Below are 25287 nucleotides of genomic sequence, written 5' to 3' on the forward strand. Positions count from 1 at the left end.
GGGATCAGGTGGTGAGGGCCTCGTCCGACGTGTCGGTCCCGGATGTCACGGCCGAGGCACCCAGAAGCCCGAAGCACGCAAGCCCGGCCGACTCTGCGTCGCCGCGTACGACGGCGGCCGCGAGGTCCTCGAGCCGCTCCCGCAGCTGTGGCGACTCCTCGGGCTCGGCGGTCTGCACGGCGAGGAGGTCGTCGAGGTCACCGAGCAGCGTGTCGCCGGCGAGCTTGCGGACGCACCGCCAGACCTCCCCGAACGCCGGCACCGTCCCGTCGTCGCCCAGCATCGCGATCCGCATGGCCTTCTGGCGGTGCTGCGCCGCAGCGCGGGCGATGCCGGCCATCACCGCCTCCCGAGCCGCGGCCACGTCGGGGCGTGGACGCGTGGCGATGCGGCCGGACAGGTCCTCGGCACCGGACGGCGACTCCCGGACGAGCGCGCCGACTCCGTGCCGCACCTCGACCCGCCCCTGCGTCTCCAGCGCCGCGAGCGCCTGCGCCAGCGTCGCGCGGCTGACCCCGAGGTCGCGGGCGAGCTGACGCTCGGGAGGAAGCCGGTCTCCCGCGACCAGACCCTGCGCCTCGATGAAGTCAGAGATGTGCTGCGCGAGGTGCTCGTACAGCCGCGGACGGGCGACGGGTCCGGGCCCGCTGCGTCGACCCTCGGCCTTGCTCATGGCACCGAGGGTACTTGACTTTTGCGGACGTGGACCAGAGGCTAGGCCACTGTAACTGTGGTCTGGACCACACTGATCACCTCACCTGGGAGGGTCCCCCGTGTCCACCGAAATCATCGCGTTGGCCGCCCTCGCGCTGGTCTTCCTGATCGCGACCGTCCGCAGCATCAACATGGGCGCGCTCGCCCTCGTCGCCGCCTTCATCGTCGGCCTGAGCGTGTTCGGCGACGACACCGACGCGATCATCAGCGGGTTCCCCGGGGACCTCTTCGTGATCCTCGTCGGCGTGACCTATCTCTTCGCGCTCGCGAAGAACAACGGGACGGTCGACTGGATCGTCCACGGCGCCGTCCGGGCGGTGCGGGGACGCGTCGCGCTCGTGCCGTGGGCCATGTTCTTCGTCTGCGCGGTCGTCACCGGGATCGGCGCGGTCAGCCCCGCCGCGGTCGCGATCGTGGCGCCCGTCGCGATGGGCTTCGCGCACCGCTACCGGATCCATCCCGTGATGATGGGCATGATGGTCGTCGAGGGTGCCACGGGCGGCAGCTTCTCGCCGATCGGCATCTTCGGGAGCATCACCAACGGGGTCGTCGACTCCAACGACCTCGACGGCAGCCCGACGTTCCTCTTCCTCGCCGCGCTGTTCGCAGCGTTCGTCGTCGCGGCCATCACCTACGTCGCGTTCGGCGGCCGCGAGCTCATCCGGCGCGGCAAGGACGAGCGTGCGCTCGCGGAGATCGGCGCGACCGCCGGCGCGGCGAGCTCGTCGGCGACGCGCGTCCCGGTCACCGGGACGCCCGGCTCGGTCGTCGAGCGCGGCCTCGGCCACGAGGACGGCCCCGACGCGATCGACGACGACACCCGCCTCAACCTCGAGCGCTCCACGACTCTCCTCGGCCTGGTCGCGCTGATCATCGGAGCTCTCGCCTTCGACCTCGACGTCGGCTTCACCGCCCTGACCGTGGCCGTCGCCCTGACGCTGCTCTTCCCCCCGTCGGCCCGCGGAGCCGTCGAGAAGATCAGCTGGGGCACGATCCTCCTGGTCGGCGGCATCGTCACCTATGTCAACCTGCTCCAGAACCACGGCGTCGTGTCCTGGCTCGGCGACCGCGTCGCCGAGGTCGGTGCCCCGCTGGTCGCGGCGCTGCTGATCTGCTTCATCGGTGCGGTCGTGTCGGCCTTCGCGTCGACCACAGGCATCATCGGTGCCCTCATCCCGCTGGCCGTACCGTTCCTGCTCACCGACCAGGTCAGCGCGATCGGCCTGATCGCCGCCCTCGCGATCTCCAGCTCGGTGGTCGACTGCAGCCCGTTCTCCACCAACGGCGCGCTGATCGTGGCGAACTCCGACGAGGCCGACCGCGAGCTCGTCTTCAAGCGGCTGATGCAGTGGGGCATGTCGATCGTCGTGGTCGCCCCCATCGTGACGTGGGCCGTCCTCGTCCTCCCGAGCGCGTGAGTGACCAGCACGAAACCCGACCGGCGGGCGGCGACCACGCCGCCCGCCTGCGGGAGTCGTTCACCGTTCAGGCCGAGACGTTCGAGGAGCCGGCACTCAACGCGGCGTTCACCTCCGCGCTCGACTGGATCATCGAGGCCGTCGCTCCTCGCCCCACCGACCGCTGTCTCGACCTGGCTGCGGGCACGGGCCTGGTCGGGCGAGCGCTGTCCCCGCACGTCGCCGAGGTCACCTGCGTCGACACCACGGCCGCGATGGTGGATCGTGGGCGTCGCGCCGCCGCGGGCGAGCGGCTGAGCAACGTCGCGTTCGTCCTCGCCGATGCCACCACGCCGGTCGTCGCGCCGGGCAGCGTCGACGTGGCGGTCACCCGGTTCTCGCTGCACCACGTCCCCGATCCCGTCGGCATGCTGCGCGCGATGGTCGACGCCGTGCGGCCGGGCGGACGACTCGTCGTCCACGACCTCGCCGCACCGCGAGACCCGGCGGTCGCGGCCCACCAGGACGCGATCGAGAGGTGGCGCGACGACTCGCACCTGCGTACGCCGGTCGTCGGCGAGGTCGCCGCCCTCCTGCGGGACCTTGGCGCCGTCGTCGACCGTACCGCCCGGCGCGCGTACGTCCGGCTGCTCGAGCCCTGGCTGGAGCAGGCCCGCACCCCGTCCGACCGTGCCGACCGCGTGCGTGCGGCCTTCGCCGAGGAGCTCTCCGGAGGGACGCCCACGGGTCTGCACCCCGAGGAGCGCGAGGATGGTGTCTGGTTCACCCAGACCTGGGAGCTCACCGTCGCCCACCGCCCGTGATCCGCTGTCCCTCAGCCAAGGAGCACCGCATGCTGTCAGACATCGTCGTCCTCGACCTCACCCGCGCCCTGGCCGGGCCGCACGCCGCGATGATGCTCGGTGACCTGGGCGCCCGGGTGATCAAGGTCGAGTCGCCGGGCGGTGACGACACGCGCGGATGGGGTCCGCCGTTCGTGGGTGAGCCCGGAGACGAGGAATCGACCTACTTCCTCTCGTGCAACCGCAACAAGGAGTCGGTCACGGCCGACCTCAAGAGCAGCGAGGGCAAGGAGCTGCTCACCCGGCTCGTCCGGCAATCCGACGTGCTCCTCGAGAACTTCCGCCCCGGCGTGCTCGCGCGCCTCGGGTTCTCCGAGGAGCACCTCCACGAGCTCAACCCGCGCCTGGTCGTCTGCTCGATCACGGGCTTCGGCCACGACGGTCCCGAGGGCGGCCGCGCGGGCTACGACCAGATCGCGCAGGGCGAGGCCGGCCTGATGAGCCTCACCGGCCCCTCGCCCGAGGAGCCCACGAAGGTGGGCGTGCCGATCGGCGACCTGCTGGCCGGCATGAACGCCGCGTACGGGGTGGTGGCCGCGCTGCACGAGCGCCACACCACGGGGCGGGGACGGGTGGTCCGCACGAGCCTGCTCGCGAGCATCGTCGGCGTGCACGCGTTCCAGGGCACCCGGTGGACCGTCGCGGGCGAGGTGCCGCGAGGGATGGGCAACCACCACCCCTCGATCTCCCCGTACGGGCTGTTCCGTACGGCCGACGCCCCCGTGCAGATCGCGGTGGGCAGCGAAGGGCTGTGGGCGCGGTTCGCACCGTTGATCGGACTCGACCCTGCCGCCGCACCGTACGCGACAAACCCGGACCGTGTCCGGCGTCGAGACGACCTCACCGCGGTGGTGGAGGAGAGATTCGCCGACGAGGGTGCGGAGACGTGGCTGGCGCGGCTGGCCGAGGCCGGCGTCCCGGCGGGCAAGGTGAGGACGCTCGACGACGTCTACACCTGGGACCAGACGCTCTCGCAGGGTCTCGTGATCGACGTCGAGCACGAGAGTCTCGGCACGGTGCAGCTGCCCGGGCCCTCCTTGCGGCTCGACGACAACGCGTACGCCGGCGGCCGCGAGCACCACCTGCCTCCGCCGCGGCTCGGACAGCACAACGCCTCCGTCGCCGCCTGGCTCGACGCGGCCGAGGCTGCGGAGGCCGCGCCGCCGAGGTGACGGGGCAGCCCGGCGCCGCCGGCACCGCCGGCGTCACCGGCGTCACCGGCGTCACCGGCGCGGCAGGGTCACCACCGGGACGGGGACGCGCGTCATGATCCGCGGCGCATTGGATCCGAGGAAGATCCGGCGCAGCGGTCCTTCGCGGCTCGACGTCATCACCAACAGGTCGCCCTCGAGCCAGCGGACGCGGTCGACCGCGCTGCGCCAGGAGTCGCCGACCGCGACCAGAAGGTCGGTGACCTCGGCGCCCTCCCTCTCGAGCAGGGCCGCGGCACGGTCCTGGACGGCGGTGACCCGTTCCTGCCACGCCCGGAAGACGTCGTCGTCGGCGCGACGGCCTCCCCCGTCCGGCAACGCCGGCACCCGCCGTACCCCGAACGTGACCAGGGCGATCCCCACGCCGGCCCGCTTCGCCAGGGCGACCGTGCCACCGACGGCCGAGTCCACGCCCTCGTCGGAGTCGACGGCGAGCACGACCCGCTCGACCCGGTCGCTCCACTCCGACCAGAAGGCCCGTGGCGCCACCATCACCGGCATCGGCGCGCGGTGCAGCAGCCAGCTCGCCACGCTGCCGAGCGCCAGATGACCGATCCTCGCGTCGCCCGAGGACCCCACCACGAGCATCGACGCCTCGACGCGCTCCGCCTCCTCGACCAGGGCGCGCGGGACGGACCGGGCGGCGCGGACGACGACGTCCGAGATCACCGCCGGAGGGAGGCCCTCGCGAGCACTGCTCACCGCCTCGGAGGCCATCGCCTCCAGGTGCCGCCGCCAGTCCGCGTCAGCGCCGGAGGCTGCGGTGCCCCGTCCCCACGCGTCGGCCACGACGCAGCAGAGGACCAGATCCTCCCCGGTCGACGCGGCGAGACGGCCCGCGAGGTGCACGGCGTTCGAGCCACGTCCGTCCGGGCCGACCGCCGCGACCACCGTCATGACCGTGCCTCCTCGTCCCCGTCGGCGCTCCGCAGCGTCGAGCGCTTGAAGCCGTAGGCGAAGTAGAAGATCAGGACCACCGAGACCCATCCCAGGAACACCAGCCACGTGACAAGGTCCAGGCCCGTGATCACATAGAGGCAGGCGGCGATGGAGAGCAGCGGCAGCACCGGGTAGAACGGCACCTTGAACGTCCGCTCCAGGTCGGGGGCGCGTCGCCGCAGAATGATGACACCTGCCGCGACCACCATGAACGCCACCAGCGTCCCGATGCTGACCGTGTCCAAGAGCCAGTCCAGCGGGATGAATCCGGCGATGATCGCGACCACGGTCGCGACGATGATCGTGTTCGGGACGGGGGTCAGGGTCCGCGGGCTGACCCGGGCGAAGATCGGTGGCAGCATCCGGTCGCGGCCCATGGTGAAGAGGATGCGCGTCTGGCCGTACATCACGACGAGGGTGATGCTGAAGATCGAGATCACGGCCCCTGCGGCGAGGACCGTGCTCGGCCAGGTGGACCCGGTGACGTTCTCGAGGATCTGCGCGAGCCCGGCCTGCTGTCCCTCGAAGTCCTGCCAGGGTTGCGCCGCGACCGCGGTCAGAGCCACCGCGACGTAGAGGATCGAGACGATGAGGAGCGACCAGATGATGGCCCTCGGCATGGTGTGCGCCGGGTCCTTGACCTCGTCCCCGGCGGTCGAGACGGCGTCGAGCCCGATGTAGGAGAAGAAGATCGTCGCCGACGCCGCCTGGATCCCCGCGACGCCGAACGGCGCGAAGTCACTCAGGTTGTCGGTGCTCCAGCCCGTGGCGGCGATCGCCACGAAGAGGATCAGCACACCGACCTTGATCGCCACCATGACGGTGTTGACGATGGCCGACTCGCTGGCGCCGCGGATCAGCAGCATCGCGCAAAGGCCGACCAGGACCATCGCCGGCAGGTTCACAATGCCACCCGCCTCGGGGGCGTACGACAGGTCGTGCGGGATGGTGGCCCCAAAGAGGTTGTCGAGGAGCTGGTTGAGGTACTCCGACCAGCCGACGGCCACGGCTGACGCCGACACCCCGTACTCGAGCAGGAGACAGGCGGCCACGACCATCGCGACGACCTCGCCGAGGGTGGCGTAGGCGTACGAGTAGGACGACCCCGACACCGGCACGCTCCCGGCCAGCTCGGCGTAGCAGAGCGCCGTGAGCCCGGCGGTGACCGCGGCGATCACGAAGGACACGACCACGGCCGGGCCGGCATCGGGGACGGCGGTGGTGAGGACGAAGAAGATGCCCGTCCCGACGGTTGCCCCCACCCCGAAGCCGATCAGCTGGACGAGCCCGATCGTGCGCTTGAGGCCTTCCTCGGCGTGCGGCCGCTGACCCACCGGCATCCGTCGGAAGATCTGTGAGGCGAACGACTCGGCCATGACCGATCAAAGGCACGGTCACGACCGCCCCGCAAGCCGGAGTGCGGCGGCGGGACGGCGTCGGAACGGCAGTAACCGGCGTCACGCATGGTGCGCGCGGCGCTCGGGTACCGAACGGTCTCCGACCGAAGGAGGCGCCTTTCCGATGGCCACGTCCACCAGCCCGCGCGACGGGCACGCGACCCTCGCGGACCGTCCACCGTCGCTCGCCCTGCCCGGGATCGTGCTGGGAGCCGGGCTCGGCGGGTTCGTCGACGGAATCCTCCTGCACCAGATCCTGCAGTGGCACCACCTGCTGACGTCGACCAACACCGACAACATCGGTGTGCCCTACTACCCGGCCAACACGGTGCACGGCCTCGAGATCAACACGCTGTGGGACGGCATCTTCCACGCCGTCACCTGGGTGCTGGTCCTCACCGGGCTGGCTCTCCTCTACTCGCGCGTCCAGCACTCGCGCGGACGGGTGTGGGCCTCGCGCGCGCTGTGGGGCTGGGTGCTCGTCGGGTGGGGCGTCTTCAACCTCGTCGAGGGCATCGTCGACCACCACCTGCTCGGGATCCACCACGTGCGGAGCGGTCCGAACGAGCTCGCCTGGGACCTCGCGTTCCTCGCGCTCGGTGCGGTGCTCGTCCTCGTCGGGTGGCTGCTGCAGCGCGGCGCCACGTTCACCGACGACCGGGCTGTGGCCGACCGGGCATGAGCCGGCTGACTGCGGCGGCCGGCCCCGGCGTGCTCGCGCACGGGCCGTCGCACGACGAGGGGGTCGGCAGCCGGCTCCTCGAGGTCGCCCTGACGACCGGCCCCCTGGTCGTCGTCACGCTCCTCGCCCTCGCCTACGTCGCCGCGGCTGTGATCGAACGCGGGCGTCGCGGGTGGTCGACCGTCCGCACCGTGGCCTTCGTCGCGGGGTCGGTGGTGCTCCTGCTGGCCCTCTCCCCCGCGTTCGACCGCTATGCCGACGACGACTTCGCGGGGCACGCCGCGCAACACATCCTGATCGCCATGCTCGCCCCGCTCCTGCTGGTGCTCGCCGCACCCGTCACGCTGCTGCTGCGTACCCTCCCGCACGCCGGAGCCGTCCGCGTGGGCCGGATCCTGCGGTCTCGACCCGTCGGGGTGCTGACCCGACCCGTCGTCGCGCTCGTCCTCAGCAGCGGTGGGCTCGTGCTGCTCTACTTCACCCCGCTGTACGACCTGAGCACCCGCAACGGCGCCGTCCACGGCCTCGTCCATCTCCACATGCTGCTGGCGGGCCTGCTCTTCGCCTGGGTGATCGCCGGTCCCGACCCTGCGCCTGGCCGGGCCACGGTGCCCGTGCGCCTCGTGGTGCTCGGGGTCGCCATCCTCGTCCACGCCGTGGTCTCGCAGCTGCTGTACGCCGGCCTGCTGGTGCAGGTCCGCGAGCCCGTGGCGGAGATGCAGGCCGCGGGGAACCTGATGTACTTCGGCGGCGACCTGGTCGAGCTGATGCTGGCGCTCGCGCTCCTGCTCACCTGGCGCACGAAGCCGGCGCGGACGCACGAGGGCCCCGAGACCGTGCGGTCCCGGGGCCCTGTGGCGATCAGCTGATCACGCGATCAGGCTGATCGGACTGCTCAGACGAACTTCTCGTCCTTCGCGGCCTTCTCGAGCAGCAGTGCGGGCGGGGTGAAGCGCTCGCCGTACGCCGCGGCGAGCTCCTGGGCCCGCTCGGTGAACGCCTGCACGCCGATGCGGCCGTCAGCAGCCTCGTAGCCGTTGATGTACTGCAGCGCACCACCGTAGACCGGCGGGAAGCCGATGCCGAAGATCGAGCCGATGTTGGCGTCGGCGACGGTGCGGAGCACACCCTCCTCGAGACAGCGGACCGTCTCGATGGCCATGATGAAGGTGTAGCGCTCCTGCATGTCGGCCCACGGGATCTCCGCGCCCTCCTTGCGGAACTGCGAGAGTCCCGACCAGAGGTGCTTCTTGGCGTCGGCGGGGTACTCGTAGAAGCCCGCGCCGGCCGCCTTGCCCTTGCGGTCGAGGTCGACGAGCGTGTTGATGACGTCCATCGCCGGGCTGTCGGGGAAGGCCTTGCCCTCGCCCTCGGCGGCGGCCTTGGCCTCGCCGTTGATCTTCTGCGGCAGGGTCAGCGTGACCTCGTCGATCATCGCCAGCGGCGGAGCCGGGAAGCCCTTCGTCGTCGCGGCGCGCTCGATCGAGACCGGGTCGAGGCCCTCGGCGAGCATCTCCGCGCCCTCCATCGTGAGGGTGCCGAAGACGCGGCTGGTGAAGAAGCCGCGGCTGTCGTTGACGACGATCGGCGTCTTCTTGATCTGCTTGACGTAGTCGAGCGCGCGGGCGATCGCCTCGTCGGAGGTCTTCTCGCCCACGATGATCTCGACCAGCGGCATCTTGTCGACCGGCGAGAAGAAGTGGATCCCGATGAAGTCCTCGGGACGCTTGACGCCGTCGGCGAGGATCGTGATCGGCAGCGTCGACGTGTTGGACCCCAGCAGGGCGTCGGGCTTCACGACCGGCTCGAGGTCACCGAAGACCTGCTTCTTGAGCTCGACCGACTCGAAGACGGCCTCGATGACGAAGTCGCATCCCTCGAGCTCGGCGTAGTCGGCCGTCGGGTGGATGCGTCCGAGGATCTCGTCGCGCTTCTCGGCCGTCAGGCGCCCCTTCTCGACCTGCTTGTCGAGGAGCTTGGTGCTGTAGGCCTTGCCCTTCTCGGCCGCCTCGATCGAGATGTCCTTGAGCACGACGTCGATGCCCGCACGGGCCGAGACGTACGCGACGCCGGCGCCCATCATGCCGGCACCGAGGATGGCGAGCTTGGTGGCCTTCGTCTTCTCGATGCCCGCCGGACGCGAGCCGCCGGCGTTGATCGCGTTGAGGTCGAAGAAGAACGCCTGCGTCATGTTCTTGAACTGCTGGCCGGTGACCAGGTCCACGAAGTAGCGCGACTCGATGCGCGAGGCGGTGTCGAAGTCGACCTGCGCACCCTCGACGGCCGCCGACATGATGTTGCGCGGAGCCTTGAACGGAGCGCCCTTGGTCTGCTTGCGCAGGTTGGACGGGAACGCCGGGAGGAACTGCGCCAGCTTGGGCGACGAGGGGGTGCCACCGGGCATCCGGTAGCTCTTCTTGTCCCAGGGCTGGGTGAAGGCCTCGGCGTCGTCCTTGTTGGCGAGGATCCACGCCTTGGCGGCGGGGACCAGGTCGTCCTGCGTGGCGACGACCTGGTCGATCAGACCGGTTTCGAGGGCGCGCTGGGGCTTCATGCGCGGTCCCTGGAGGAGGACCTCCATGAGGGCCTTCTGCAGGCCGAACATCCGGACGGTGCGGGTGACGCCGCCGCCGGCGGGCAGCAGGCCCAGGGTGACCTCGGGCAGACCGATCTCGTAGCGGCCCTCGACGGCGATGCGGCGGTGGGTCGCGAGAGCGATCTCCAGGCCGCCACCGAGCGCCGCGCCGTTGATCGCCGCGACGACCGGCTTGCCGAGCGTCTCGAGCGTGCGCAGCGTGGCCTTCATCGCCTCGACGCTCTCGAACACGACAGGCGCGTCCGCGGGGGTCATCTGCGTCATCAGCTTGAGGTCGCCACCGGCGAAGAACGTGCTCTTGCCGCTGGTGACGACGACGCCGGTGAGGTCGTCCTTCTCAGCGACGAGACGGTCGACCGCCGCCTTCATCGAGGCCTGGTAGGCCTCGTTCATCGTGTTGGCGCTCTGGGTCGGGTCGTCGAGGACCAGGGTGACGATGCCGTCCTCGCCGCGTTCGTAACGGACGGCCTCGGCCGCCGTGGTCGTAGCGTTCTCAGTCATTCGTGTGTGCTCCGTGAACTCTGCTCGTCAAGAAAGGGTGAGTCGGTGGGCGAGGGATCAGAGACGCTCGACGACGGTGGCGATGCCCATGCCGCCGCCGACGCACAGCGTCGCGACGCCGTAGCGCTGGTCGCGTCGCTCGAGCTCGTCGACGAGGGTGCCGAGGATCATGGCACCGGTCGCGCCGAGCGGGTGGCCCATCGCGATCGCTCCACCGTTGACGTTGACGATGTCGTGCGGGACGGACATGTCCCGCATGAAGCGCAGCACCACCGCGGCGAACGCCTCGTTCATCTCGTACAGGTCGATGTCGCTCGCCTCGAGGCCCGCCTTCGCGAGAGCCTTGCGGGTCGCCGGCGCAGGGCCGGTGAGCATGATCGTGGGCTCCGAGCCGGAGACCGCGGTCGCGAGGATCCGGGCGCGCGGGGTGAGGTCGTTGCGCCGGCCCGCCTCCTCGTTGCCGATCACGACGATCGCGGCACCGTCCACGATGCCGGAGCTGTTGCCGGCGTGGTGGACGTGGTCGATCTTCTCGACCGAGTGGTACTTCTCGAGGGCGACGGCGTCGAACCCGCCGAAGTTGCCGATCGCCTCGAACGACGGTGCGAGCGAGGACAGCGACTCGACCGTGGTGCCCGGACGCACGAACTCGTCGTGGTCGAGGATCGTGAGGCCGTTGACGTCCTGCACCGGGACGACCGACTTGGCGAAGTAGCCGTTGGCGATCGCCTTGGCGGCACGCGCCTGCGACTCCGCGGCGTAGGTGTCGACGTCGGTGCGGCTGAAGCCCTCGATCGTCGCGATCAGGTCGGCGCCGATGCCCTGGGGCACGAAGTCGGTCGCGAACGCGGTGGCCGGGTCCATCGCCCAGGCGCCACCGTCGGCGGCCATCGGGACGCGGCTCATCGACTCGACGCCGCCGGCGAGGATCAGGTCCTCCCAGCCGGACCGGACGCGCTGCGCGGCCTGGTTGACCGCCTCGAGGCCCGAGGCGCAGAAGCGGTTGAGCTGCACGCCCGCGACGCTGTCGGGGAGTCCTGCGGCGAGCGCGGCGGTCTTGGCGATGTCGGCGCCCTGGTCGCCGACGGGGGTGACGCAGCCGAGGACGAGGTCCTCGACCTGGCCGGGATCCAGAGTCGGGTTGCGCTTCTGGACCTCCTCGAGGAGCCCGGTCACGAGGCTGATGGGCTTCACCTCGTGCAGGGATCCGGTCTTCTTGCCGCGCCCGCGGGGGGTGCGGATCGCGTCGTAGATGAATGCCTCAGTCATGGCGGTCCTTCGATTCGTTGACGACCCGACAAAGTTACTTGCGAGTAACGAGTGTGTCAATGATACCTAAAGGCCACTATGACACCACCGCTGTCATGGTGTTGTCGCGCGGTGGTCAGTGGCGCGACCACTCCCCGAGGAGCACCTGGAGCGCGGCCACGAGGGCCACCGGCTGGTCGAGCATGATGTGGTGCCCCGCGTCCGGGACGACGGTGACGGGAACGTGCCCGCCCAGCCGCTCGGCGACCGTTGTCGTGATGTCGGTGGTCGCCATGCCCCGCTCCCCTCGGACCAGGGCCGTGGGGCAGTCGGTCTCGGCCACCTCGGCGGGCTCCATCTGGGCGCTGAGGAACACGTGCGGGTCGAACTTCCAGGTCCAGCCGCCCTCCACCTCGCGCACCGAGCCCGCCGCCACGTGCTCACGGACGTACGGGAGGGTCGCGTCGTCGGGCGGCAGCGTACGGAAACGGCGCACGATCTCGTCCCAGCTGGGATAGACCTTGTTGCCGGGCAGGTGCCGCCCGGACTCCTTCCACGCGCGGGTCTCCGGCGACATCTGGCGCACCGGGGAGTCGATCGCGCAGGCGCCAGCGAGCCGTGACCCGTGGTCACGGGCCGCGGTCAGGCTCACGAACCCGCCCATGCTGTGCCCGATCACGACCGGCAAGACGCCGTCCTGTGCACCACCGGACGGCGTCTCGGCCGCGGCGACCGCCATCACCTCCTCGGCGAAGGTGGCGAGGTCGTACTGCCGTCGCCACTGCGAGTCGCCATGCCCGGAGAGATCGATCGCGGCGACCCGGTGCGACGCCGCGAGGAACGGGGCGACGTGGTCCCACCAGCCGGCGTGCGCCGCGCCTCCGTGCACGAGCACGACCACAGGCATCCCCGGCTCGCCCCACGTGCGGTAGGCGATCCGTGCGCCGGCCACGTCGACGTCGTGGCGGTGGTACGGCGTTGCGACCGCCTCGGAGAACCAGGCGGGTACGGCGGTGACCGGCGCCGCACCGGTCGTCTGCGAAGACATGGGCCCCCTCGGGGAGGACGAGCTGTGATCCTTCCGGAACCCTACGACCGGCGGCGTACGATCTCGCGCTTGGTCTCGTTGACGGCGCTCTCGTAGGCCGTCACGAGCGCTTGCACCGTGAGCGGCTTGAAGCGCTCGACCATCGCCGCGATCGCCTCCGACGACTCGCCGCTCGCTCGGTAGTGCGGCAGCACCTTGTCGCGGAAGACCTCGGTCAGCTCCTCCGCGATCGCCCGGGCATGCGTCTCGAAGATGCGCTCGGCCTCGACGGCGCCGTCGAGCGGGAGACCGAGGTCCATGAGCTCGATGCCGATCGACAGGTGGGCGGGCGCGACTCGGAAGACGTCCTCGTCGGGCGTCGGCTCGACCACCCGCAGCGCGACGAGCAGCTCGATGTCGTCGTCGGACAGCGGCCTGCCCGCGCGCGCCTCCAGCGTCGCCCGGTCGGCCGTCTCGGGCAGGTCGGAGAGCCAGGGCGCCAGCATCGTGCGTTGAAGCGCGACGTCGCCCGGCGTGGCCGTGGGCGAGAGGCGCTCGAGGTATCCCTCGATGGCCGAGAGCGTGAAGCCGTGCGCCTGGAGCTCGCGCACGAGCTCGAGCCGCACCAGGTGGTCGGCACCGTAGAACCCGTTGCGCCCCTCGCGGACCGGCGGCGGGATGAGCCCTCGGCCGGCGTAGAAGCGGATCGTACGGACGCTCATCCCGACCCGCTCGGCGAGCTGCTCGACCGACATCCGGTCCGGTCCTGTCGGGGTCATGTCCGCACGATAGACCGCTCGACGGCTCTGGTCAGTCCACCCCCATCGGCAGGATCACGACGGGGCACGGGGCGGTCCGGGCGAGGACGTCGCTGACCGAGCCCAGGGCGTTGTGCCTGATCGTGGACGTGCCGTGGCTGCCGATCACGAGCAGCTGTGCCCCAGCAGCGACCGACAGGAGGACGTCGACCGGCAGCCCTTCGTGGACCCCGACCGCCACCTCGGCGTCGCCGTCGTGGAGCGCGGCCACCTCGGCCGTCTCGGCCGCGAGGCGCTCGCCCTCGGCGATGGTCCGGACCGACGATCGGTCGGGATCGACGGTGATCACGACCTGCACCGCCGCGCCCCGCAGGTCGGCCTCCGTCATCGCCCAGTGGAGCGCGCGTCGCGCTCCCGCCGAGCCGTCGCTGCCGACGACGATCGTCCCGGTCCGTTGTGGAGACTCAGTCATGCCGCCATCCTGTCGGACGCGCGGCCGGCAGGCGACCCTCAGAGACCCATCGTGCGGCCGATGATCTCCTTCATGATCTCGGTCGTGCCCCCGTAGATGGTCTGGATGCGCGTGTCCGCGTACGCCTTGGAGATCGGGTACTCGCTCATGAAGCCGTACCCGCCGAAGAGCTGGAGGCACTGGTCGACCGTCTTCTTCTGGACCTCGGTCGTCCACCACTTGCCCATCGCCGCGTCGGAGATGGTGAGCGTGCCGGCGTTGAGCTCCATGATCGAGCGGTCGACGAAGACCTGAGCGATCTGCGCCTCGGTCTCGAGCTCGGCGAGGGTGAAGCGGGTGTTCTGGAAGGAGCCGATCGGACGTCCGAACGCCTTGCGCTCCTTGACGTACTCCAACGTGAGGTCGATGACGGCGCGGCACGCGGCGGCGGCGGCCACCGAGATCGCGAGCCGCTCCTGAGGGAGCATCTCCATCAGGTAGACGAAGCCGTTGCCCTCCTCGCCGAGGAGGTTCTCCTTGGGGACCCTGACGTCGGTGAAGAAGAGCTCGGCGGTGTCCTGCGCCTTGAGGCCGAGCTTGTCGAGGTTGCGACCGCGCTCGAAGCCCTCCATGCCGCGCTCCAGCACGATCAGCGAGACGCCCCGCGCCCCCGCGCTCGGGTCGGTCTTGACCGCGACGATCACGAGGTCGCCGAGGATGCCGTTGGAGATGAAGGTCTTCTGGCCGTTGACGAGGTAGTGGTCGCCCTGGTCGATCGCCGTGGTCGCGATCGCCTGGAGGTCCGAGCCGGTGCCGGGCTCGGTCATGGCGATCGCCGCGATCGACTCGCCGCTGCAGAACGCGGGCAGCCAGCGCGCCTTCTGCTCCTCGTTCGCGTACGACAGCAGGTATCCCGACACGAGGTCGACGTGCAGCGGGAAGCCGACACCGCTGGCGTGCGCCCGCGCCAGCTCTTCGTCGATGATCGCGTTGTAGCGGAAGTCCGAGACCCCGCCACCGCCGTGCTCCTCCGGCATCATGAAGCCGAGGAAGCCCTGCCGACCGGCAGCCCGCCACATGTCGCGGGAGACGATGCCGTCGATCTCCCACTGTGCGTGGTACGGCTTGATCTCCTTGTCGACGAAGGTCCGGAAGGCGTCGCGGAACGCGTCGTGGTCCTCGGTGAAGATGGTGCGCTGCATCGGCGGGCCCTTCGTGGTGTCGTGGTTAGGACGGATCGTTCTGGACGACGGCGCCGGACGCGACGAGGGCGTCGACGTCGCCGACGCCCCACGCGGCGAGGGCTTCGCGGGTGTGCGCCCCGGGCCGGGCGGGGGGACGCCCCAGGGTGGCCGGAGTCCGCGAGAACCGCGGTGCGGGCGCCGCCTGGACGACGCCGTCGTGCTCGACGTACGTGCCGCGCGCGGCGAGGTGCGGGTGCTGGGGTGCGTCGCGCATCGGGACCACGGGCGCCACGCACGCGTCCGTGCCCTCGAAGACCTCCGCCCACTCGGCCTGCGTGCGCTCGGCGAAGCGGGCCGCCAGGCGGGCGCGCAGCTCCGGCCAGACGCGAGGGTCGTTGCGGTCGGGCAGCGGTGGGTCGGGCAGCGCCACGTCGGCCGGCACGTCGAGGCCGAGCAGCCGCACCATCTCCGCATAGAACTGCGGCTCCAGCGCGCCCACGGACATCCAGCGTCCGTCGGAGGTCTCGTACACGTCGTAGAACGGCGCACCGCTGTCGAGGAGGTTGGTGCCGCGGGCATCGTTCCAGGCGCCGACCTGCTGGAGGTTGGTGATCATCGTGAGCAGGTGCGCCGTGCCGTCGACGATCGCGGCGTCGACGACCTGGCCGCGGCCGGAGGTGCGTGCCTCGAGGAGAGCGGCGAGGAGGCCGACGACGAGGTAGAGCGAGCCACCCGCGAAGTCGCCGAGCAGGTTCATCGGGATCTGCGGGGGCCCGCCCGCGCGGCCGATCGGGTCGAGCGCCCCGGAGACGGCGACGTAGTTGACGTCGTGCCCGGCGCTCGAGGCGAGCGGGCCGTCCTGGCCCCACCCCGTCATGCGTCCGTAGACCAGCCGAGGGTTGCGCTCGAGGCAGACGTCGGGGCCGAAGCCGAGCCGCTCGGCGACGCCGGGCCGGAAGCCCTCGACCAGCACGTCGGCACGCTCGACCAGCTCGAGCAGGACGGCGACACCGTCGGGCTGCTTGAGGTCGATCGCGACCGTACGGCGACCGCGGGCGAGGACGTCACGCTCCTGCGGCAGCGACTGGAGGCCTCCCGGCGACACCCGGTCCACACGGACGACGTCCGCGCCAAGGTCGGCGAGGAGCATCGCGGCGAAGGGGCCGGGGCCGATCCCCGCGATCTCCACGACCCTGAGGCCGGACAGCGGGCCGGACAGCGGGCCGGACGGCGGTGTGGTGTCGGTCACGCCCTGATTGTGACAGTAGGACTGTCAGAGTGGCAAGCGCGCGCCACCTGCGGCTACGCTCGCCGAGTGTGACACGTCCGATGTCACATCCCGCGTGACAGGAGAGCGTCGATGAGCGTCGTCTACAGCAGGCAGGGCTCCGGTGAGCCGCTCGTCCTCCTCCACGGGATCGGTCACCGCAAGGAGGCGTGGAACCCCGTGCTGTCACGGCTCGCCGCGCACCACGACGTCGTCGCTCTGGACCTCCCCGGTTTCGGCGCGTCGCGGGCCCTCCCGAGGAGCAGGCGCGACGGCATGGACCAGCTCACCGAGGCGCTGGCCGACTTCTTCGCCGCCGTCGGGATCGACCGGCCCCACGTCGTCGGCAACTCCCTCGGTGGCGCCCTGGCCCTCGAGCTCGCCGCCTGCGGCTCCGTGCGTACCGCGACGGCGCTCTCCCCCGCCGGGTTCTGGACCGAGCCCGGCCGCGCCTGGGCGTTCGCGGTATTGCTCGGGCTGAAGGGCACCTCCCGCCTTCCCGAGCCGTTCGTCCGCCGCATCTCGACCCGCCGCTGGACCCGGGCGGCGGCGATGTCGTCGCTGTTCGCCCACCCGGGGCGGATCACCGCCGACGACTTCCTCGGCGACACCTTCGCCCTGCGCGACGCCGACGCCTTCGTCCGGGTGCTTCGGTCGGGGGCGCGCTACCACTACCGCGGCCGGCCGTCGGTCCCGACGACGGTGGCCTGGGGGGCGAAGGACCGCATCCTCCTCCCGTCCCAGGCGCAGGAGGCACGTCGACGGCTCCCGACGGCGACGCACGTGGCCCTCCCCGGCTGCGGCCATGTCCCGATGATCGACGACCCCGACCTCGTCGCCGCAGTGATCCTCGAGCGCACGCGCGGAGTCTCGCCGGTCGCGGCCTGACCGGCGTACGGATCACGCCTTGCGGCGGCCACCCGGCCGCTCGCGAAGCCCGACCAGGGTGAACAGGAACACCAGCGCCGCCGTGATGCAGAGCAGCGTGAGCCCGACCGTGTAGGTGTGGTCCTCCTCGTTGTAGGTCGCACCCATCACCAGCGGCGGGAAGAAGCCGCCGAGACCACCGGCGGCACCGACGATCCCGGTGACCGAGCCGGTCTTGTCGGCCGGAGCGCGCTGGGCGACCCACGCGAACACCGACCCCGACCCGAGCCCCAGGAACGCCGCCATCGCCACGAAGGCGAGACCGGCCGGCCACTCCGGCTCGGGACGCAGTGCGAGCACCACGGCCATCACCGCGGTGCCGGCGAGCGAGACGAGGGTGACGAACCGCGGCCCCAACCTGTCCGACAGTGCACCGCCGACGGGGCGCGCGATCACGGCCGCCAGCGCAAACCCCGCCGTCCGCTCACCGGCCTCCGTGAGGCCGTACCCGTAGGTCGTCACGTCGCCGAGGTAGGTGGGCAGATACGTGGAGAACGCCACGAACCCGCCGAACACGATCGCGTAGAGCAGGGACATCTGCCAGGTCACCGGCTCCTTGAGCGCCGCCAGGAGCTTGGGTCCGGCCTTGTCCGCCGCCGGGCTCCAGCGTGGGGAGTCCCGCATGAACGCCCAGCACGCCGCGGCCGTCGCCAGCAGGGCGACGGCGAGGATCACGTGCGTCGCCATGTAGCCGAACCAGTCCACGAAGCGCGGGGTGAAGAACGACGACAGCGCCGTGCCACCCATGCCCGCACCGAACAGGCCGGTCGCGAAGCCCTGGCGCGGCTTCTCGTACCACGCCTTCACCGTGGGGATGCCGACCGCGAACGTCGTGCCGCCGATGCCGAGGAAGAACCCGAAGACGAGAAGCAGGGCGTAGGAGTCGGCGTTGCCTGCCACCGCGACGAGGACCACGAACGGTGCCGTCGCGACGAGCAGGACGGTGAACATCAGCCGGCCGCCGTACCTGTCGGTGAGCGTGCCGGCCGCGATCCGGCCCAGCGACCCGACGATCACGGGGACCGCGACCGCGAGCGACTTCTGCGTGGAGCTCAGGTCCATGTCGCCGGCGTAGCGGGCCGCGAGCGGCCCGATCATGTTCCACGCCCAGAAGCTGATCGCGAACGCCCAGGTGGCGAGGATCAGGTTGCGGGTCTGGGCGGCCCTCGGGAGAGCAGGTGCGTCGGTGGCGGTGCTCATCGCGGTGCCTTTCGGTGATCCACGGCCTGGTCGGCCGGTCAGCGGTCGCGGTCCGGTGTGCCGACGGGCTCCCAGCCCGGCCGCGGCGCGCGGGTTGCGGAGACGTCGTCGCGGCTGCGATAGACGATGTAGGGGCGGAACAGGTAGTGGACCGGCGCCGTGAACGCATGCACCAGCCGCGTGAACGGCCAGATCGCGAAGAGCGCCAGGCCGACCAGCGTGTGCACGTGGAACGACGTGGACGCGGCCGCCATCGCGTCGACGTCCGGCTGGAGGACGAACAGGCTCCGGAACCAGGGCGACACCGTGTGCCGGTAGTCGGTGACGTTGGTGTCGAACACGCTCACGCCGGTGGTCACGAGCCCCGCGACGATCGCCGCGACCAGCACGACGTACATCGTCTTGTCGTTCTTGGTGGTGGCCATGAACACCGGCCCGGTCTTGCGCCGGCGATAGATCAGCATGACGACGCCGACGAGCGTGGCGAGACCGGCGATCGTCCCGAGCGACAGCGCCATCGCGTGGTACTCGCTTTCGCTGACGCCGATGGCGTCGGTCCACGCCTCCGGGACGAGCAGCCCGATGACGTGCCCGATCACCACGACGAGGATCCCGAAGTGGAACAGCGGGGACGCGATGCGCAGCAGCGCCGACTCGTAGAGCTGGGAGGACCGGGTGGTCCAGCCGAACTGGTCGTAGCGGTAGCGCCAGATCAGCCCGCCGACGAAGGTCGCGAGGACCAGGTACGGGATGACCCCCCACAGGACGACGTCCATCAGTGACCTCCGGAGTCCGACATCGGCAGGAGACGGGGGTCGTAGGAGTCGAGCCCGACCGTCTCCGTGGGTGGCCCCGCCATCGCCATCGCGGCGGCGCGGTCCTGCGGTCCCGGGCCGTCGTACGTCGCGCACACCCCGCGCAGCACGTGGGCCCACGGGGTGGGCGTCGCCCCGGGCTCGTCCTTGCCGGCGGTCTGCTCGAGCGCCAGCCGCAGCAGCTCCACGCTCGGCCGGTAGCGCTCGAGGAGCTCGCCGCCGCGCTCCGGGTCGTGCGCCGCCAGCTCCAGCACCATCGGCAGGTAGTCGGGGAGCTCGCCGTGGGTGTCCACGAGCAGTCCGGAGTCGCGGTAGGCCTGCTTGAACCCCGCGAGCACCTCGCCACGGCGCCGCGTGTCTCCGTCGGTGAAGTAGGAGAGGTAGAGCGGATGCTTGCGGTCCAGGTCGAAGACCTCGACGTACCGGCGCGCCAGCGCCTGCACCGGGGTCTCCTCGATGACGTCGATGAAGGCGAGGAGGTGCCGGTACGGCTCGCGGCGCGCGGTGCGACCGCGTCCGGCGGACTGCTCCTCGAGCGCAGCGCGGATCAGCGGGAGGCGTTCGACGAGCCGTTCGTCGGGATAGGCGAGGAGCAGCGCGGCGCTGCGGTGCGCGACCCGGTGGTCGGTCATGGGACGTCCTCCCGGTCGGTCGCCGGAGGCGGGAACATCCCCTGCGGAGCACCGCGGCCGTCCCAGTTCAGGAGGTTCACCTGGCCGCTGCTCGAGGGGTCCGGGGCGGCCACGGTGTCGGTTCCCTGACGCTGCCTGAGCGCGTGGAAGTTCTCGACCGCCATCGGCACCGGCCGTCCGCTCGCCTCGCCGACCGCCCCCGACTCGTACATGCCCGGCCCTTCCTCGAAGTCGAGCGAGCAGCCGAGCTCCTCGAGGTCGTGGGCCTGCTCGGCGTGTGCCGTCGGGATCACGTACCGCTCGTCGTACTTGGCGATCGCCATCAGGCGGTACATCTCGTACATGTCCTCCTCGGACATGTCGACCGACGCCGGGATCGTGCCGTCAGCGACCTTGCCGAGGTTGATCCCGCGCATGTAGGACCGCATCGCGGCCAGCTTGCGCAAGACGCCGGTGATCACGTCGGTGTCCCCGGCGGTGAAGAGCTCGGCGAGGTACTCGACGGGGATGCGCAGCGCCTCGATCGCCCCGAACAGGGTGCGCTCGTCCTCCGCGTCGTGCCCCTGGTCGGCGAGCAGGTCGACGATCGGTGACAGCGGCGGAACGTACCAGACCATCGGCATCGTCCGGTACTCCGGATGCAGCGGCAGCGCGACCTTGTAGCGCTTGGCCAGCGCGTAGACCGGTGAGCGGCTCGCGCCCTCGATCCAGTCCTCCGGGATCCCGTCGGCCCGGGCCTGCGCACGGACCTGCGGGTCGTCGGCGTCGAGCATGAGGTCGAGCTGCGCCTGGTAGAGCTGCTGCTCGTCCTCGACGGACGCGGCCTCGGTGACGCGGTCGGCGTCGTAGAGGAAGACGCCGATGTAGCGCAGCCGTCCGACGCAGGTCTCGGCACACACCGTCGGGATGCCGACCTCCACCCGCGGGTAGCAGAAGGTGCACTTCTCGGCCTTGCCCGACTTGTGGTTGAAGTACATCTTCTTGTACGGGCAGCCGGTGATGCACTGCCGCCAGCCCCGGCACCGGTCCTGGTCCACGAGCACGATCCCGTCCTCGGACCGCTTGTAGATCGCACCGCTCGGGCACGACGCCATGCACGACGGGTTGAGGCAGTGCTCGCAGATCCGCGGCAGGTAGAACATGAAGGTCCGCTCGAGGTCGAAACGGATCTTGTCCTCGGACTCGCGGCGCACCTTCTCGACCATCGGGTCCTGCAGCACCGACTCCGGCCCACCGCCGAGGTTGTCGTCCCAGTTCGCCGACCAGGTGATCGCCATGTCCTTGCCGGTGATCAGCGACTTGGGGCGCGCCACGGGGAAGTCGTCACCCAGCGGCGCGCGGGTGAGGTTCTCGTAGTCGTAGGTCCAGGGCTCGTAGTAGTCCGACAGCTCGGGCTGGACCGGGCTGGCGAAGATGGTGAACAGCCGTCGGGCGCGTCCGCCGGTGCGCAGCGAGAGCCGCCCACGACGGTTGCGTACCCAGCCGCCCCGCCAGCGCTCCTGGTCCTCGTACCGGCGGGGATAGCCCTGACCGGGTCGGGTCTCCACGTTGTTGAACCAGACGTACTCGACGCCGCTGCGGTTGGTCCACGCCTGCTTGCACGTGACCGAGCAGGTGTGGCAGCCGATGCACTTGTCGAGGTTCATCACCATCGCGACCTGCGCCATGACCTTCATCGGTTCTCGCTCTCCGCCCGTGGCCGGCCTGGGCTCGGACTAGTACGTCACCGGCACGGTCCGCTTGCGGACGGTGCAGACGATGTCGCGCTGGTTGCCCGTCGGGCCGAGGTAGTTGAACGCGTAGGACAGCTGCGCGTACCCGCCGACGAGGTGGGTCGGCTTGACCAGCAGACGGGTGACGGAGTTGTGGATACCGCCGCGTCGACCGGTCTTCTGCGACTTCGGGACGTCGATCAGGCGCTCCTGCGCGTGGTGGACGTAGACGACGCCGTCGGGCATCCGGTGGCTCACGATCGCGCGCGCGACGAAGACACCGTTGGCGTTGTCGCACTCCACCCAGTCGTTGTCGGCGACCTCGATCCGGTCGGCGTCCCCGACGCTCATCCACACCATCGGACCGCCGCGCGACAGCGAGAGCATGAGGAGGTTGTCCTGGTACTCCGAGTGGATCGACCACTTGTTGTGCGGGGTGAGGTACCGGACCGCGATCTGCAGGGCACCGTCCTCCACGGGAGCCGCAGCGTCTCCCACGGCCACGTCTCCGTACATGCGGTGCATGTCCAGGGGCGGACGGTACGTCGGCAGCTGCTCGCCGTAGTCGCGCATCCAGGCGTGGTCGAGGTAGAAGTGCATCCGCCCGGTGAGCGTGTGGAACGGCTTCAGGCGCTCGATGTTGACCGTGAACGGCGCGTAGCGTCGCCCGCCGGTCTCCGATCCCGACCACTCCGGAGAGGTGATCACCGACTGCGGAGCCTCCTGCGTCATCCGGAAGGTGATCTGCTTCTCCTCCGCGCCCTCGGCGAGGTCGACGAGCGGGCGGCCCGTGCGCCGCTCGAGGTCGCGGAAGCCCTGTGCGGCGAGGTGCCCGTTGGTCGTCCCGGAGAAGGTGAGGATCGCCTCCGCCATCCGCGAGTCGGTGTCGATCGCGGGCCGGCCCTCGGCCGCTCCCGACCCCATCACGCCGTGCTTGGCACCGAGCGAGGCGACCGCCTCCTCGAGGTCGTAGGTGATGTTCTTGGTGGTGAAGCCGAGCTGCTCGGCCTTGGGCCCGACGGCGGCGAGCTTGTCCGCGATCGCGGTGTAGTCGCGCTCGACGACGGCCACGACCGGCATCGTCTTGCCGGCGACCGGATCGGTCTGCCCCTCCCTCCAGTCGAGGCTCCGCCCGCCGGGCTGCGCGATCTCGCCCGGTGTGTCGTGCTGCAGCGGGACGGTGACCAGGTCCTTGCGGACCCCCAGGTGCGTCTTCGCCATCTCCGACAGCCTCACCGCGATCGCGGTGAACATGTCGAAGTCGCTGCGCGTCTCCCACGGCGGGTCGATCGCCGGGGTGAAGGCGTGCACGTACGGGTGCATGTCGGTCGAGGAGAGGTCGTACTTCTCGTACCAGGTGGCAGCCGGGAGGACGATGTCGGACAGCAGCGTCGTCGAGGTCATCCGGAAGTCGGCCGACACGAGCAGGTCGAGCTTGCCCCGCGGCGCCTCGTCCCGCCACCGGATCGTGCGCGGCGGCTCCGGTGCGTCGGTGTCGTCGACGTTCGACCGGGTGCCGAGCAGGTACTCGAGGAAGTACTCGTTGCCCTTCGCCGACGAGCCGAAGAGGTTCGAGCGCCACAGCACGAGCGTGCGCGGCCAGTTCTGCGGTGCGTCGACGTCGTCGATCGCCGCGTTCAGGCTGCCGTCCCGGAGCCGGTCGGCGATCCACGAGCCCGCGTCCGCCGCCGAGCCGGCGGCCGTCGCCGCGCCCGCCTCGTCGGCGAGGTCGAGCGGGTTGCGGTCGAACTGCGGATAGAACGGCATCCATCCCATCCGTGCCGACTTCGCGATCAGGTCGGCGGTGTGCAGGCCGCCGAGGTCACCCTCCGCGAGCGGTGAGGCGAGGACGTCCTGGTGGGAGCCGTCGGAGCGCCACTGGCCGGTGTGCATGTACCAGTACGACGTGCCGGTCATCGTCCGCGGCGGGCGCGACCAGTCGAGCGCGTTGGCCAGCGACAACCAGCCGGTGATCGGACGGCACTTCTCCTGGCCGACGTAGTGCGCCCAGCCGCCGCCGTTGCGCCCCATGGCTCCGGTGATCATGAGCAGCGTCAGGATCGCCCGGTACGTGACGTCCCCGTGGAACCACTGGCAGACGCCCGCGCCCAGGATGATCATCGTCCGCCCGCCCGACTCCTCGGAGTTCTGAGCCATCTCGCGTGCGATCCGGATGCACTGCGACGCGGGCACCGACGTGATCGCCTCCTGCCAGGCCGGCGTGTACGGCGACGACGCGTCGTCGTACCCGGTCGGCCACTCGCCGGGCAACCCGTCGCGGCCGACGCCGTACTGCGCGAGCATCAGGTCGAGCACCGTGGTGACGGTGTGCTCCCCGACGCGACGGACCGGGATGCCGCGCCGGATCACGCTTCCCGAGCCGTCGGGGGCGTCGAAGGCGGGCATCAGCACCTCGGCCGGCCGCGCGTCCGGGCCGATCACCGACAGCGCGGGGTCGACCTCGCCGAGGTCGAGGTTCCAGCGGCCTTCACCCTCCTCGCCGTAGCGGAACCCGACCGATCCGTTGGGGACCACCGGCTCGTTCGTAAGGGCGTCGAGGAGCACCGTCTTCCACGCCTCGTTCTGCGACGTCCCCGAGCCCTCGAGGTCGGCTGCGGTGAGGAAGTTCTCCGGGACCCAGGAGCCGTCGTCGGACTGCCTGAGCCGGACGAGGAAGGGCAGGTCGGTGTACTGCTTCACGTAGTCGGTGAAGAACGGGACCTGGCGCTCGATGTAGTACTCCTTGAGCATCACGTGGCCCATCGCCATCGCCATCGCCGCGTCGGTGCCGGCCTGCGCCGGCATCCACTCGTCGGCGAACTTCGTGTTGTCGGCGAAGTCGGGTGAGACCGCGACCACCTTGGTGCCGCGATACCTCGCCTCCGCCATCCAGTGCGCGTCCGGCGTGCGGGTGACGGGGACGTTCGACCCCCACATCAGCAGGTACGAGGCGTCCCACCAGTCACCGGACTCCGGGACGTCGGTCTGGTCGCCGAACACCTGCGGGCTCGCCACCGGGAGGTCGGCGTACCAGTCGTAGAACGACGTCATGACGCCGCCGATGAGCTGGATGAAGCGCGTGCCGATGCAGTGCGACACCATCGACATCGCCGGGATCGGAGAGAAGCCCGCGCACCGGTCCGGCCCGTACGTCTTGATCGTGCTCACGTGCGCGGCGGCGGCGATCTCGACCGCCTCCTCCCACGAGATGCGGACGAGGCCACCCTTGCCGCGGGCCTGCTGGTAGCGGCGACGCTTGTCAGGGTCTGCCGCGATCTCCGCGAAGGCGAGGACCGGGTCGCCGAGACGCTCCTTGGCCTCGCGGTACATCTCGATCAGGACACCTCGTCCGTACGGGTAGCGCACCCGGGTGGGCGAGTAGGTGTACCAGGAGAAGGCCGCGCCGCGAGGGCATCCGCGCGGCTCGTACTCGGGGCGGTCCGGTCCCGTGGTGGGATAGTCGGTCTGCTGCGCCTCCCACGTGATGATCCCGTCCTTGACGTAGACCTTCCACGAGCACGACCCCGTGCAGTTCACCCCGTGCGTGGACCGAACGACCTTGTCGTGGCTCCACCGGTCGCGATAGAAGACGTCGCCGCGGCGACCGCCCTTGCGATAGACAGCGCGCCGGTCAGCACTCTCGTCCCAGCGTGAGAAGAAGTCACCGAGCGCGAGCAGGGCCTCCGACGCAGGACCGTCCGTGCCCCCGCCGGATCCCCGGCGCCGAGCACGCGCTCGTCCTTCACGGGTGGTCTGAGTCATCACA

Annotated in this window: 21 protein-coding genes; 6 read left to right on the plus strand and 15 right to left on the minus strand. The window is 70.6% G+C overall.

Features of this window, described 5'->3' with window-relative positions; translation table 11 throughout:
- Positions 1 to 4 precede the first annotated feature (4 nt).
- Entirely contained in the window at positions 5 to 673 is a 669-nt protein-coding gene (locus KV102_RS05760; protein ID WP_220345563.1) for a FadR/GntR family transcriptional regulator, read from the minus strand.
- A 100-nt stretch (positions 674 to 773) separates the two neighbouring features.
- On the opposite strand from KV102_RS05760, the gene KV102_RS05765 reads away from it, so the two are divergent.
- Genes KV102_RS05765 through KV102_RS05775 form a run of 3 tightly spaced genes read left to right on the plus strand, consistent with a single transcriptional unit; the run spans position 774 to position 4146 of the window.
- Positions 774 to 2132, plus strand: a complete 1359-nt coding sequence (locus KV102_RS05765; protein ID WP_220345564.1) for an SLC13 family permease — start codon at positions 774 to 776, stop codon at positions 2130 to 2132.
- Entirely contained in the window at positions 2129 to 2935 is an 807-nt protein-coding gene (locus KV102_RS05770) for a class I SAM-dependent methyltransferase (protein WP_220345565.1), read from the plus strand. Before KV102_RS05765 ends, KV102_RS05770 begins: the two co-directional genes overlap by 4 nt.
- 29 nt (positions 2936 to 2964) lie before the next feature.
- Positions 2965 to 4146: a CaiB/BaiF CoA-transferase family protein gene (locus KV102_RS05775; RefSeq protein ID WP_220345566.1), complete on the plus strand. Its 1182-nt coding sequence runs from the start codon at positions 2965 to 2967 to the stop codon at positions 4144 to 4146.
- A gap of 51 nt (positions 4147 to 4197) precedes the next feature.
- On the opposite strand, the gene KV102_RS05780 is transcribed toward KV102_RS05775, so the two are convergent.
- Positions 4198 to 5082 (minus strand): universal stress protein, encoded by an 885-nt coding sequence (locus KV102_RS05780; RefSeq protein ID WP_220345567.1) that lies wholly within the window; start codon positions 5080 to 5082, stop codon positions 4198 to 4200.
- The gene (locus tag KV102_RS05785; RefSeq protein ID WP_220345568.1) at positions 5079 to 6500 is read right to left on the minus strand and encodes an APC family permease; all 1422 of its coding nucleotides are present in this window, start codon (positions 6498 to 6500) and stop codon (positions 5079 to 5081) included. The genes KV102_RS05780 and KV102_RS05785 overlap by 4 nt, the downstream gene beginning before the upstream one ends.
- A gap of 145 nt (positions 6501 to 6645) precedes the next feature.
- Here KV102_RS05785 and KV102_RS05790 point away from each other — a divergent pair, with 145 nt between their 5' ends.
- Together KV102_RS05790 and KV102_RS05795 are read left to right on the plus strand one after the other, a co-directional pair.
- Positions 6646 to 7203, plus strand: coding sequence for a DUF2243 domain-containing protein (locus KV102_RS05790; RefSeq protein ID WP_220345569.1), 558 nt, complete (start codon positions 6646 to 6648; stop codon positions 7201 to 7203).
- Positions 7200 to 8072 (plus strand): cytochrome c oxidase assembly protein, encoded by an 873-nt coding sequence (locus KV102_RS05795; protein WP_220345570.1) that lies wholly within the window; start codon positions 7200 to 7202, stop codon positions 8070 to 8072. Before KV102_RS05790 ends, KV102_RS05795 begins: the two co-directional genes overlap by 4 nt.
- Before the next feature lie 26 nt (positions 8073 to 8098).
- Here KV102_RS05795 and KV102_RS05800 read toward each other — a convergent pair whose 3' ends face one another.
- The 7 genes from KV102_RS05800 to KV102_RS05830 all read right to left on the minus strand — a co-directional run bounded on the left by KV102_RS05800 (position 8099) and on the right by KV102_RS05830 (position 16217).
- Complete coding sequence (locus tag KV102_RS05800) at positions 8099 to 10300, minus strand: 3-hydroxyacyl-CoA dehydrogenase NAD-binding domain-containing protein (protein WP_220345571.1); 2202 nt, start codon at positions 10298 to 10300, stop codon at positions 8099 to 8101.
- Positions 10301 to 10357: 57 nt separating this feature from the next.
- A complete protein-coding gene (locus tag KV102_RS05805; RefSeq protein WP_220342592.1) occupies positions 10358 to 11569 on the minus strand; it encodes an acetyl-CoA C-acetyltransferase in 1212 nt (403 codons plus the stop codon).
- Between the two features lie 115 nt (positions 11570 to 11684).
- Entirely contained in the window at positions 11685 to 12596 is a 912-nt protein-coding gene (locus KV102_RS05810; RefSeq protein WP_220342593.1) for an alpha/beta fold hydrolase, read from the minus strand.
- 41 nt (positions 12597 to 12637) lie between these two features.
- Positions 12638 to 13354, minus strand: coding sequence for a MerR family transcriptional regulator (locus tag KV102_RS05815; RefSeq protein WP_220342594.1), 717 nt, complete (start codon positions 13352 to 13354; stop codon positions 12638 to 12640).
- 31 nt (positions 13355 to 13385) lie between these two features.
- Positions 13386 to 13805 carry a universal stress protein gene (locus KV102_RS05820; RefSeq protein ID WP_220342595.1) on the minus strand — a complete coding sequence of 140 codons (420 nt, stop codon included), beginning with the start codon at positions 13803 to 13805 and terminating at the stop codon, positions 13386 to 13388.
- Positions 13806 to 13843: 38 nt separating this feature from the next.
- Entirely contained in the window at positions 13844 to 14986 is a 1143-nt protein-coding gene (locus KV102_RS05825; RefSeq protein WP_220345572.1) for an acyl-CoA dehydrogenase family protein, read from the minus strand.
- 25 nt (positions 14987 to 15011) lie between these two features.
- Entirely contained in the window at positions 15012 to 16217 is a 1206-nt protein-coding gene (locus KV102_RS05830) for a CaiB/BaiF CoA-transferase family protein (RefSeq protein ID WP_308290235.1), read from the minus strand.
- 111 nt (positions 16218 to 16328) lie between these two features.
- Here KV102_RS05830 and KV102_RS05835 point away from each other — a divergent pair, with 111 nt between their 5' ends.
- Complete coding sequence (locus KV102_RS05835; RefSeq protein ID WP_220342598.1) at positions 16329 to 17123, plus strand: alpha/beta fold hydrolase; 795 nt, start codon at positions 16329 to 16331, stop codon at positions 17121 to 17123.
- 12 nt (positions 17124 to 17135) lie between these two features.
- Here the strand turns inward: KV102_RS05835 and KV102_RS05840 are convergent, their stop codons facing one another.
- Genes KV102_RS05840 through KV102_RS05860 form a run of 5 tightly spaced genes read right to left on the minus strand, consistent with a single transcriptional unit; the run spans position 17136 to position 25283 of the window.
- Entirely contained in the window at positions 17136 to 18362 is a 1227-nt protein-coding gene (locus tag KV102_RS05840) for a nitrate/nitrite transporter (RefSeq protein WP_220345573.1), read from the minus strand.
- 38 nt (positions 18363 to 18400) lie between these two features.
- Positions 18401 to 19138 (minus strand): respiratory nitrate reductase subunit gamma, encoded by a 738-nt coding sequence (gene narI / locus KV102_RS05845; RefSeq protein WP_220345574.1) that lies wholly within the window; start codon positions 19136 to 19138, stop codon positions 18401 to 18403.
- Positions 19138 to 19809, minus strand: coding sequence for a nitrate reductase molybdenum cofactor assembly chaperone (narJ, locus tag KV102_RS05850; RefSeq protein ID WP_220345575.1), 672 nt, complete (start codon positions 19807 to 19809; stop codon positions 19138 to 19140). The genes narI and narJ overlap by 1 nt, the downstream gene beginning before the upstream one ends.
- Positions 19806 to 21485, minus strand: a complete 1680-nt coding sequence (gene narH / locus KV102_RS05855; protein ID WP_220345576.1) for a nitrate reductase subunit beta — start codon at positions 21483 to 21485, stop codon at positions 19806 to 19808. The genes narJ and narH overlap by 4 nt, the downstream gene beginning before the upstream one ends.
- 39 nt (positions 21486 to 21524) lie before the next feature.
- Complete coding sequence (locus tag KV102_RS05860; RefSeq protein ID WP_220345577.1) at positions 21525 to 25283, minus strand: nitrate reductase subunit alpha; 3759 nt, start codon at positions 25281 to 25283, stop codon at positions 21525 to 21527.
- Between the last annotated feature and the right edge of the window lie 4 nt (positions 25284 to 25287).

Origin of the sequence: Mumia sp. zg.B53, assembly GCF_019550935.1 — a bacterium.
Taxonomy (GTDB): domain Bacteria; phylum Actinomycetota; class Actinomycetes; order Propionibacteriales; family Nocardioidaceae; genus Mumia.